Here is a 9,645-nt window from a genome sequence, read left to right as displayed (position 1 = left end):
CCCCCCCCCCCCCCCCCCCCCCCCCCACTGCCGGAAAACCGGGTAATTACTCGGCTGCTTCTTCCGCGGCTGCGGGGGCTTCCTCGGCAGGAGCCTCGGCGCCTTCGGCGGCTTCGGTGGTTTCCTCTTCGATCTCTACGGCCTCGGAGATGTTGACCACGAGGGCCTCTGCGTCGGTCAGCAGGGCGGCGCCCTTGGGCAGGACGATGTCGGAGGCGTGGATGTGCTCGCCCGCGGCGCGGCCTTCGATGCTCACGGTGACCGTCTCGGGCAGGTGGGTTGCCTCGGCTTCGACGGACACGGTGGTCAGTTCGAGGTTGTGCACGGTGCCGGCAGCGGACTCGCCGTCAACGTGGACGGGGACGTCGACGGTGACCTTCTCGCCCTGGCGGACGGTCAGGAGGTCGATGTGCTCGATGATCTGCTTGATCGGGTCGCGCTGGATGTCCTTGACCAGGGCCAGGCGGCCTTCGCCGTTGATGTCCAGGGACAGCAGGGCGTTGGGGGTACGGACGGCCAGGGTGGTGGCCTTGGCGGGGAGGGTGACGTGGACGGGTGCTTCACCGTGGCCGTAGATTACGGCGGGGATCAGGTTGGCCATCCGGGCGCGGCGGGCGTAGCCCTTGCCGAATTCGGTGCGCAGTTCTGCTGCGAGCTTTTGCTCAGACATGGAAATCTCCTTGAAGACTAAACGGGTGTTCAGCAAGGGCGGAGGTCTGGTGTGACCTTCAACGCCGGGCCGACCGAAGGCGGCTCTTCACGAAGGCGCCCTTCGCGCTGAAGGGCAATCAGACCCAGTCGATAACGGAGACCGGTCCAGCTGGTGTGCGGGACCCGGCGGCTCTCCCTCGCCAAGGTTTCGGGGACAAGCTTACCAGCGCCGGGCACATTAACCGAAAACGGCCCGGCACTGGTGGACGGTGCGGCTACGCCTTGCCGTCGAAGAGGCTGGTGACGGAGCCGTCGTCGAACACTTCGCGGATGGCGCGCGCGATCAGCGGTGCGATGGACAGAACCGTCAGCTGCGGGAAGCGCTGCGAACCGCGCAGCGGAAGCGTGTTGGTGACCACCACTTCGCGGGCACCGGAGTCGGCGAGGCGCTGGGCGGCCGGGTCGGAGAACACAGCGTGCGTGGCCGCGATGATGACGTCCTTCGCACCGGCGTTCTTCAGCACCTGGACGGCGCCGGAGATCGTTCCACCGGTGTCGATCATGTCGTCGATCAGGACACAGGTGCGGCCTTCGATCTGCCCCACGACGGTCTTGGAGACAGCCTGGTTGGGGACGGTCAGGTCGCGGCTCTTGTGCACGAATGCCAGCGGCGCACCGCCCAGGCGTTCGGCCCACTGCTCGGCGACGCGGACGCGGCCGGTGTCCGGTGAAACAACGGTGATGTTGTCGGCCTCAACCCGGGTGCGGATGTAATCCGCGAGCAGCGGAATGGCCATCAGGTGGTCCACCGGTCCGTCGAAGAACCCCTGGATCTGTGAGGTGTGCAGGTCGACGCTCATGATGCGGTCGGCGCCGGCGGTCTTGTACATGTCGGCCACAAGGCGGGCAGAGATCGGCTCCCGGCCCCGGCCCTTCTTGTCCTGGCGGGAGTACGGGTAGAACGGGGACACCACCGTGATGCGCTTGGCGGAGGCACGCTTCAGCGAATCGATCATGATCAGCTGTTCCATCAGGTGGTTGTTCAGCGGAGCCGGGTGCGCCTGGATGACGAACGCGTCGGTGCCGCGGACGCTTTCGCCGGCGCGGACGTAGATCTCACCGTTGGCAAAATCGTAGGCGTCCACCGGAAGGAGGTCGGTGCCGAGCTCCTTGGCGATTTCCCGGGCCAGCTCGGGGTGGGCCCGCCCGGTGGCGAGCACCAGCCGCTTCTCGCCGTGCGCCGTAATTTCGCTCATTATTACTTGCCCTCTTCTGTAGATGCCGGGGTACTTGAGGAGTGTTTGATGGCCGCGTTGGCCAGTTCGGCGGAGCGGGTTCCGGGCCTGTTGGCCGGCACCCAGCCTTCGGTGTTGCGCTGGGCCGCGATGCTCAGCGCCAGTGCGCCGGCAGGGACGTCCTTGCGGATCACCGCGCCGGCGCCGCTGTAGGCGCCGTCCCCCACGGTGACCGGGGCGACAAAGACCGTGTTGGAACCTGTCCGCACGCCGGAGCCAATGACCGTGCGGTGCTTCTTCTCGCCGTCGTAATTGGCCGTGATGTTGCCACAGCCGATGTTGGTGTCCTCGCCGATCTCGGCGTCACCGGCGTAGCCGAGGTGGGAGAGCTTGGAGCCGCGGCCGATGGTCACGTTCTTGGTTTCGTAGAAGGCGCCGATCTTGCCGGTCTCGCCCAGGACGGTGCCGGGACGGAGGTAGGTGAAGGGCCCGACGGCGGCGCGCGCACCGATCACGGAGCCGGAACCATGGGTGCGGACCACCTTGGCGCCCTCGCCCACGGTGACGTCCGTCAGCGTCGTGTCAGGGCCCACGACGGCGTCCCGCGCCACGGTGGTGGCGCCGTGGAGTTGCGTGTTGGGCAGCAGCCGGACGTCCTCGTCGAGGGTGACGGAGGAATCGATCCAAGTGGTGGCGGGGTCCACGACCGTCACGCCGGCACGCATCCAGGCCTCGACGGTGCGGCGGTTGAGTTCGGCGCCGAGGGCGGCCAACTGCACGCGGTCGTTGGCGCCTTCGACCTGCCAGCGGTCCGCGGTGACGACGGCGGCCACCCGGCCACCCGCCTCGCGCGCCAGGCTGAGCACGTCGGTGAGGTACTTCTCACCCTGGGCGTTGTCCGTGGTGACCTTGCCCAAAGCGTCGCGGAGGACGGCGGCGTCAAACGCGTAGATTCCGGAGTTGACCTCCCGGATCAGCCGCTCGGCGTCGGTGGAGTCCTTGTGCTCGCGGATGCCCGTGACCGTGCCGTCGTCGCCGCGCAGGATCCGGCCGTAGCCGGTGGCGTCGTCCAGGACAGCGGTGAGGACGGTGACTGCGTTGGCTTCCTTCTCGTGCGTGGCAACGAGTTCAGCCAGCAGTTCGGCGGACAGCAGCGGCACGTCGCCGTAGGTCACGACAACTGTGCCGGACAGCGGCTGCTCAGCGTCAAGGGCTTGCAGCGCCACTTCGACCGCACGGCCGGTGCCGGGGACCTCATCCTGGTCAACGATCAGGGCGGCCGGATCCAGTTCGGCAACATGGCCTGCCACCAGGTCCCGCTCGTGCCGGACCACAATGGCGAGTTGCCGCGGGTTGATGCTGCGGGCGGCGAGAAGGGCGTGCCCGACCATTGACCTGCCACCGATTTCGTGGAGGATCTTGGGGGTACGTGACTTCATCCGCGTACCGGCGCCTGCTGCCAGAACAATTACGGCGGCCGGACCGGCTGTCTCGGGGATCACGTACGGGCTCTCCTTGCTTGGGTTATGCTGGCGCCTGCGGCGCCGGCCTGCAGGCCGGCGGCACCACATGTCATCCTGCTGAACTGCTCGCACAGCAGTTCCGCCCATAGGATTCGAACCTATACTCCACGGCTCCAAAGGCCGGGGTGCTGCCGTTACACCAGAGCGGACCATGCCGGAGGCGCAAGGCCCGGGCACAAGTCCCTATTTTGCCACGGGTTCGGGCCGCCGCGCGACACGGGACCGCGCCGCCCCTCCGTCCCCGGCCTGGAATGCCGCGGCAGAGCGGTAGGGCATGATGGAAATGTGAGCAACAACCCGCCGCGGACGCGGATGACCGGACTCCAGCGCCGGAGCCAGCTGATCGACGTCGGACGCGGCCTCTTCGCCGTCCGCGGCCTGGACGGCACCACCATCGAAGAAATCGCCGCCTGCGCAGGCGTGTCCAAGCCGGTCATCTACGAGCACTTCGGGTCAAAGGAAGGCCTTTACACCCAGGTGGTGGACCACGAGTTCCACATCCTGCTCGACGCCATCAACGCAGCCCTCACCGAAGAAGCGAAACCACGGGTCCTGGTTGAACGCGCAGCGCTGGCACTGCTCACCTACATCGAGGAACGCACCGAAGGGTTCCGGATCCTGATGCGCGACGCCCCGCCCTCGCAGCCGGAAGGCGCCTTCTCCACCCTGCTTTCCCACGTCACCGCCCGTGTCGAACACATCCTCTCCGACGAGTTCTCCCGCCGCGGCTTCAGCGGCGAGGACGGTGCCATGTACGCCCAGATGCTCGTTGGCATGGTCGCCATGACCGGCCAATGGTGGCAGGACGCCCGCCAGCCCGACAAAACCACCGTGGCAGCACACCTGGTCAACCTCGCCTGGAACGGCCTGACCGGCCTCAAGAAGGAGCCCGAGCTGCAGTCAGAACTCTAAGCCTCGCCGTGGTTCCGTTCGCGGGGAAGGGGGTCATCCTCTGCATGCTGGCTCGTTCCTCGCCTCTGACGCATGCTGCCGGATAACCCCCTTCGCCGCTCGTCAGGCGACGTCACCAAGCCGGGCACAGCGACCAAGGAGAAAGCTCAGTCGCCCAGGAGTTCTGAGGACTCCAGCCACTCCATTTCCAGGGCGTCTTTTTCGTCCGTGAGGTCCTTGAGCTGTCTGTTCTGGTCGGCAAGCTTGTCGAAGTCTCCGGCCTCGGTGGTCTTCAGCATCAGATCGTGAAGCTTCTTTTCCTCTTGGTCGAGCTTCTTGAGCTGCCGCTCGATCCTGTTGAGGGTTTTGCGGGCCTCGCGCTTTTCTGCCTCGGAGGGGCCGGAGGATGCGGGTGCGGGCTGGGCCTGGCCGCCGCTGGTGACCGGGTTGCCGCCGCCGGCCACGGTGGAACCGGCCAGTGCGGCTTCGCGGAGCTCCAGGTACTGGTCCACGCCGCCGGGCAGTCCGCGGAGCTTTCCGTCGCCGAGCAGTGCCATCTGGTGGTCCGTGACGCGTTCCAGGAGGTAGCGGTCGTGGCTGACCACCACGAGGGTGCCCGGCCAGCCGTCCAGGACGTCTTCGACGGCGGCGAGGGTGTCTGTGTCGAGGTCGTTGGTGGGTTCGTCGAGCATCAAAACGTTTGGTTCGCCCACGAGGAGCCGCAGGAGCTGCAGGCGCCGGCGCTCACCGCCAGACAGGTCCTTGACCGGTGTCCACTGCTTCTGGTTGGTGAACCCGAGCTGCTCCACCAGCTGCCCGGCGGTGAACTCCCGGCCGCCGACGTTGAATGAGCGCTTCTCCCGTTCGATGACCTCGATGACGCGCAGGTCGGCGACGTCGTCGAGCTCCTTGACCTCCTGGGTGAGGACAGCCGTGACCACGGTCTTGCCGCGTTTCAGCCGGCCCGCGTCCGGGGTGATCTGGCCGTTGAGCAGCTTCAGCAGGGTGGTTTTTCCGGCGCCATTGACGCCCACCAGGCCCAGGCGCTCACCGGGGGCGAGGCGGAGGGTGATGTTGTCGAACAGCTTCCGGCCGTCGTCGCCCTGGAAATTCAGGGACACGTGCTCCAAATCCAGGACGTCCTTGCCCAGGCGCGCCGTAGCCATTTTGCTCAGCGCCATGGAATCGCGGGGTGCGGGCACGTCCTCGATAAGGGCATTGGCCGCTTCGATCCGGAACTTCGGCTTCGAGGTCCGTGCGGGCGCGCCGCGGCGCAGCCAGGCCAGTTCCTTCTTGACCAACTGCTGGCGCTTGCTTTCGACGACGGCGGCCATCCGGTCGCGTTCGGCCCGCGCCAGGACATAGGCGGCGTAGCCGCCTTCGAAGGGATCGATGACGCCGTCATGCACCTCCCAGGTCTTGGTGCAGACCTCGTCGAGGAACCAGCGGTCGTGGGTGACCACCAGGAACGCGCCCTGGTTGGCCCGCCACCGGCTCTTCAGGTGCCGGGCAAGCCAGGCGACGCCCTCAACGTCCAGGTGGTTGGTCGGCTCGTCGAGCATGATGACGTCATGGTCCTCGATGAGCAACTTGGCGAGGGCGACCCGCCGCTTCTGTCCGCCGGAGAGGGAGTGGACGTTGGCGTGCCAGTCCACGTCGGACACGAGCCCGCCCATGATTTCGCGGATGCGGGGGTTGCGCGCCCACTCGTAGTCGGCCTGGTCCCCCACGATCGCGGCGCCCACGGTCAAGTCGCCGTCGAGCACGTCGCTTTGGTCCAGGTAGCCGATGTTGACGTCGCCGCGCTTGGTCACCCGGCCGGAGTCGGGGGTGGACCGCTGCGCCAGCAATCTCATCAGGGTGGACTTGCCGTCACCGTTGCGGCCCACCATGCCGATCCGGTCGCCCTCCTCGAGTCCCAGGGTGACGCCGTCCAGGACGGTGCGGGTCGCGTAGGAAACCGTGAGGTTTTCGCCGCCAAGAAGGTGTGCCAAAGGGAACTGCTTTCTGCTGCGTGGGATGGAATGGTCAGATCAGGGTGTCGGAGATGATGCGCGCCCCGGGGACGGGACCGTGGACGGCGAGGGCGGACAGGCCGTGGCGCCGCAGGTCCTCGGCCAACCCTTCGGCTGCCACGGAATCGTCCGCCAGCAGCGCCACGGTGGGGCCGGAACCGGACACGATGCCGGCGATCGCCCCGTGGGATTCACCGGCCCCGAGGGTGTCGCGCAGGGACGGCGCCAGCTCGATGGCCGCGCGCTGGAGGTCGTTGACCAGGACCCGGCTGAGCGCCTCGGCATCCCCGCTGCGCAACGCCGTCAGGATTTTGGGGTCGACACCGGTCGGCTCGGCAGCGGTGACGCCTTCTGCGTCGCGCAGCCTGTCCAAGGTCCGGTAGACCTCGGGCGTGGAGAGGCCGAAATCGGCGGCCACGAGGACCCAGTGGGTCTGTGCCTTGGCCAGCGCCGGGGACAGCTTATCGCCCAGCCCGAGTCCGACGGCGGTGCCGCCCAGGAGCGAGAACGGCACGTCGGCGCCGAGCTCGGCTGCAAGGTGGGCCAGTTCTTCCCGGGAAAGTCCGCTGTTCCACAGCGCGTCACAGGCCAGGAGGGTGGCCGCGGCGTCGGCCGACCCGCCGCCCATGCCCCCGGCCACCGGGACCCGTTTGGTGATCTCCAGATGCACGCCCGTGGGGTGCTCGGAGACGTCGGCCATGATGGCTGCGGCCTTGTAGGCCAGGTTGTTGCCGTCCAGGGGGATATCGACGTCGTCCAGGTCCAGGGTGCTGCCGGGGCTGATGCTCACCGTGATTCCGGGCGTTTCGGTGCTGGTGGCTGCCACTTCCTCGTACAGGGACACGGCGAGGTAGACGCTGGCCACGGAGTGGTACCCGTCGGGCCGCAGGGGGCCGACGTCGAGGGCGACGTTAACCTTGCCGGGCGCCTTGACCCGGACGGTCCTGGCGGTGAACCTGCCCGCCCGTGCGGTCACGCGCCGGTCTCCTTGGCTTCGGCGATTCGTGCGAACGCGGCGATGTCGATGACCTCGCCGCGGGCAGTGGGGTCCACGCCGGCCGCGACCAGGCAGCGTTCAGCTTCGGGGGCTCCCCCGGCCCACCCGGCCAGGGCGGCACGCAGGGTCTTGCGCCGCTGGGCGAAGGCGGCGTCCACCACGGCGAAGACCTGTTCCCGGGTGGCGGTGGTTGCCGGCGGTTCGCGCCGGGTGAAGGCGACCAGGCCGGAGTGGATTTTGGGTGCGGGCCAGAACACATTCATGCCGATCACCCCGGCCTTGCGCATGTGGCTGTACCAGGCTGCCTTCACGGACGGCACGCCGTAGATCTTCGACCCGGGCTTGGCGGCAAGGCGGTCCGCAACCTCGTCCTGCACCATGACGAGTCCGTGTTCCAGCGCGGGAAAGTGTTCCAGCAGGTGCAGCACCACCGGGACGGCAACGTTGTAGGGCAGGTTGGCCACCAGGGCCTTGGGTTGGACCGGCAGTTCCGTGACCTTCATGGCGTCGGCGTGGACCAGGTGGAAGCGGGATTCGGCGGAGGGCCGCCATTCCTTCACGGTCTCCGGCAGCTTGGCCGCGAGGACGGGATCGATTTCGACGGCGACAACGGCGGCCGCCGCGTCGAGCAGCCCGAGCGTGAGCGAACCCAGTCCCGGCCCCACCTCAAGGACGGTCTCGTCCGGCCGGACATCGGCAGCGGCCACGATCCTGCGGATGGTGTTGCCGTCGATCACGAAGTTCTGACCGAGGGTCTTGGTTGGCCTGACGCCAATCTCCTCCGCCAGCCGGCGTATATCGGAAGCACCAAACAACGGTGCGGGCGCGGCGGGGATGGGTTCAGTCACCTAGGTATCCTATCCCGCGCGGCGGACCAGCCCGGCCCTGCGCATAGGCGTCCATACTGCAAAAAAGGCCGTGGCGGGGTCCGGAAAAGTCCGGACCCGGCCACGGCCGTTGATGTCTTTGCTAGCTGCTCGCCGCCCAGCCGCAGCCCCAGGGCTGCAGGCCGCGCTGCGCGTAGACGCGGTTGGCGATGTCGATCTGCTGGGCCTTGGTGGCCAGGCTGGCATTCGGCGCGTACGCCCCGCCGCCGGCACCGATCCAGGTCTGGATGTCGAACTGCAGGCCGCCGTAGTAGCCGTTGCCCGAGTTGATGCTCCAGTTTCCGCCGGACTCGCACTGGGCGATCTTGTCCCACATGGCTTCGTTCATCATGGCGGGTGCGGCGGCGCCGGTGTTGGTGCCGGCCGGTGCTGCCTGGGCAACGGGCTTGGGCTTGGTGCCGACGGTGATCTTTTCCGCCACGGGCTGGACGGACACGGTTTCCGAGACGAGGGTGCGGGAGGCCTCGCGCCCGTCCACCAGGACGAGCTTGAAGGTCTTCTCCACCTTGCCCGCGGAGCCGGCCTGGGTCACTTCCTTTTCGCCCTTCAGCAGTTCGGCGCTTTCGCTGACGATCGATTCGAAGGGGACGTCCTCGGTGGTGACGGCAGTCTGGGCGTTGTCCACCCGGGACACCTTGATCACCATGTTGTTTACGACGTGGGCGTTGGCGGGCTGGGAGGTGCGGTCATTCGCGCCGAGGGACAGGCCCGCGTCCTCGAGTACTTTGCCGACCGTGGCGGCCGTGGTGGTTGCGGTGTCGACCTTGCCGTCAGCGACGATGCTGACAGTCTTCGGGGTGGAGATGGAGACGAAGGAGCCTTCGACGGCGAGCTGCGCGTCCCCGGGCACAGACACGGAAGATGCGCTGGCCACGCCGAGTTCAGTAACAAGCCCGGCCACGTCCTGGGCGTTGGTGTTCACGGTCTTCTCTGCGCCATCCAGGCTGACGGTCACTTCCTTGGCCTGGTTGACGTTGATGACGGTGCCGTTGCGGACTGACGCATCGACCGCCGGTGAGACCCTGTCCCCGGACTTCAATTCAAGGTTTGCCGCCTTCACCACCTGGCCGACTGTTCCGCCAAAGGTCTGCACTGATGTGACTTTGCCGTCCACGTTCAGCGTGACGGTTTTGTTATTGCCGACGAATGCTACGAGCCCGACGACCAGTGCGCAGAGCACCAGCAACTGGGCGCCAACCTTGAAAAAGCTGAACTTACCGTCCGTTGTGAAGAACTTGACCACGTTTGCCCGTAACTCTAGGTCCATCCGGGCACGGGGAATGCGCAATAAAATGCCCGGCACCACCCTGCTCGGGCAGTCCGGGCACCGTTGCGCCGCCAGACTTCGCAGCGGTTTCGCCCCGGGCAGGAGGACCCGGATCTGGTGCTGCTTGATGAAGTGGATTACCCGATGGCCTTCCCCGACCCCGGCTAATTGTTGTCCAC

General features: G+C 67.2%; 8 protein-coding genes and 1 tRNA gene. 1 reads left to right on the top strand and 8 read right to left on the bottom strand.

The window, feature by feature from the left end; genetic code table 11:
* Positions 1–46: 46 nt before the first annotated feature.
* From ACYQ1Z_RS00320 to ACYQ1Z_RS00305, 4 genes are all read right to left on the bottom strand, one after another.
* Positions 47–670 carry a 50S ribosomal protein L25/general stress protein Ctc gene (locus tag ACYQ1Z_RS00320; RefSeq protein ID WP_459790333.1) on the bottom strand — a complete coding sequence of 208 codons (624 nt, stop codon included), beginning with the start codon at positions 668–670 and terminating at the stop codon, positions 47–49.
* A 256-nt stretch (positions 671–926) separates the two neighbouring features.
* Positions 927–1,907, bottom strand: coding sequence for a ribose-phosphate diphosphokinase (locus tag ACYQ1Z_RS00315; RefSeq protein WP_459790332.1), 981 nt, complete (start codon positions 1,905–1,907; stop codon positions 927–929).
* A gap of 2 nt (positions 1,908–1,909) precedes the next feature.
* Positions 1,910–3,388, bottom strand: coding sequence for a bifunctional UDP-N-acetylglucosamine diphosphorylase/glucosamine-1-phosphate N-acetyltransferase GlmU (glmU, locus tag ACYQ1Z_RS00310; protein WP_459790331.1), 1,479 nt, complete (start codon positions 3,386–3,388; stop codon positions 1,910–1,912).
* Between the two features lie 98 nt (positions 3,389–3,486).
* Positions 3,487–3,558 (bottom strand) — tRNA-Gln (locus tag ACYQ1Z_RS00305).
* Between the two features lie 136 nt (positions 3,559–3,694).
* Here ACYQ1Z_RS00305 and ACYQ1Z_RS00300 point away from each other — a divergent pair.
* Positions 3,695–4,321: a TetR/AcrR family transcriptional regulator gene (locus ACYQ1Z_RS00300; RefSeq protein ID WP_459790330.1), complete on the top strand. Its 627-nt coding sequence runs from the start codon at positions 3,695–3,697 to the stop codon at positions 4,319–4,321.
* A gap of 146 nt (positions 4,322–4,467) precedes the next feature.
* On the opposite strand, the gene ACYQ1Z_RS00295 is transcribed toward ACYQ1Z_RS00300, so the two are convergent.
* From ACYQ1Z_RS00295 to ACYQ1Z_RS00280, 4 genes are all read right to left on the bottom strand, one after another.
* Entirely contained in the window at positions 4,468–6,294 is a 1,827-nt protein-coding gene (locus tag ACYQ1Z_RS00295) for an ABC-F family ATP-binding cassette domain-containing protein (RefSeq protein WP_459790329.1), read from the bottom strand.
* Between the two features lie 34 nt (positions 6,295–6,328).
* The gene (locus tag ACYQ1Z_RS00290; RefSeq protein ID WP_459790327.1) at positions 6,329–7,291 is read right to left on the bottom strand and encodes a 4-(cytidine 5'-diphospho)-2-C-methyl-D-erythritol kinase; all 963 of its coding nucleotides are present in this window, start codon (positions 7,289–7,291) and stop codon (positions 6,329–6,331) included.
* Positions 7,288–8,160 (bottom strand): 16S rRNA (adenine(1518)-N(6)/adenine(1519)-N(6))-dimethyltransferase RsmA, encoded by an 873-nt coding sequence (gene rsmA / locus ACYQ1Z_RS00285; RefSeq protein ID WP_459790326.1) that lies wholly within the window; start codon positions 8,158–8,160, stop codon positions 7,288–7,290. The genes ACYQ1Z_RS00290 and rsmA overlap by 4 nt, the downstream gene beginning before the upstream one ends.
* A gap of 121 nt (positions 8,161–8,281) precedes the next feature.
* Complete coding sequence (locus ACYQ1Z_RS00280; RefSeq protein ID WP_459790325.1) at positions 8,282–9,466, bottom strand: transglycosylase family protein; 1,185 nt, start codon at positions 9,464–9,466, stop codon at positions 8,282–8,284.
* Between the last annotated feature and the right edge of the window lie 179 nt (positions 9,467–9,645).

It is taken from the genome of Arthrobacter sp. AD-310, from assembly GCF_054656615.1.
This window is presented reverse-complemented; position numbering and strand designations above follow the sequence as displayed.

Coding starts and splice junctions, on each gene's coding strand:
- ACYQ1Z_RS00320 (WP_459790333.1), bottom strand. CDS start 670: ATGTCTGAGCAAAAGCTCGCAGCAGAACTGCGCACCGAATTCGGCAAG.
- ACYQ1Z_RS00315 (WP_459790332.1), bottom strand. CDS start 1,907: ATGAGCGAAATTACGGCGCACGGCGAGAAGCGGCTGGTGCTCGCCACC.
- ACYQ1Z_RS00280 (WP_459790325.1), bottom strand. CDS start 9,466: ATGGACCTAGAGTTACGGGCAAACGTGGTCAAGTTCTTCACAACGGAC.